The sequence below is a fragment of the Pseudomonas sp. xss_2 genome (genome assembly GCF_043104195.1).
In the GTDB taxonomy this organism is placed as follows: domain Bacteria; phylum Pseudomonadota; class Gammaproteobacteria; order Pseudomonadales; family Pseudomonadaceae; genus Aquipseudomonas; species Aquipseudomonas urmiensis.
This window is the reverse complement of the sequence record NZ_JBICKL010000108.1, coordinates 1-872: the sequence shown is the minus strand read 5'-3', so window position 1 is coordinate 872 and position 872 is coordinate 1. Positions and strand designations below refer to the sequence as shown.

At 65.4% G+C, this 872-nt stretch carries 1 pseudogene; it reads right to left on the bottom strand.

Features of this window, described 5'->3' with window-relative positions:
* A pseudogene (locus ACF8K2_RS24880) lies at positions 1 to 872 on the bottom strand (hypothetical protein); the annotation flags it as partial.

Genomic DNA, 872 nt, shown 5'->3' with positions numbered 1-872 from the left:
TGCAGCGCCTGGCGCGCATTCGGCTCCAGGGTGCCTACGGCGACGGACAGATCGAGCATCGTCACCTGCGCTGCCCGGTTCAATTCCTCAAGGCTGGCGCGTGTGCCATTGACCAGCGTGTCGCGCACTTGCTCTGCCGTTCCTTGGACCCAGACGCTGACGACAATCACGCTGTGCGCCAGCTTCGGATCGAGTACCGCCAGGCTCAGCAGCCCGTTCTGGATGATCGGCCGAACCTTGCGCAGGCTGGACTGCGACTGCTGCTGCTGCAGCTCCTCAAGGCTCACGTGCATGCGCTCGCGGGCCTGGGCCATCGCGGCATTGGCGGTGCGCTGCATCTGCCGCAAGTGGGCACTTTGCAGGGCGTAGTACTCGCTGAGCTTCATCTGCACCTGCAACTCGACCAGCTGTACGCCGTTGTACAGCCACTGGCTGGCACAGTTCAGGCGCATCACCGCACGCTGAACCCCAGGGCCTGCCAGCGGGTGCAGGCGTTGGCTGGCCGCGTTGAGTGCGCCTTGCGCGTCGCTGATCGCTTGTTGCAGCGAAGTGCGCAGGCGCAAGCCGGCATCGTCGCTGGCAATGACCTTGCTCAGCGCTGCATAGAGCTTGTCGCTGTCGTTCCACTCGGTGGGATCGGTGATGGAGAAGCTTGGCAGCAAGGCCGCCAGCAACGACTGATCACGCAGGAGCAAGGCGCGATAGGGCGGGCTGTGCGGGTCTTGCAGCCACTTCAGCCAGAGCGCTGCGCTGCTGCCCGCAGCCGGCTGCGCCTCGGGGGTGGCGGTTGGCGCTTCGCTGATGCCGCCGGCCAGGCACAGCGCCATGGTCTTGCAGTAGGCGATGCCAGACTCGCGATCATTGCCGTCATA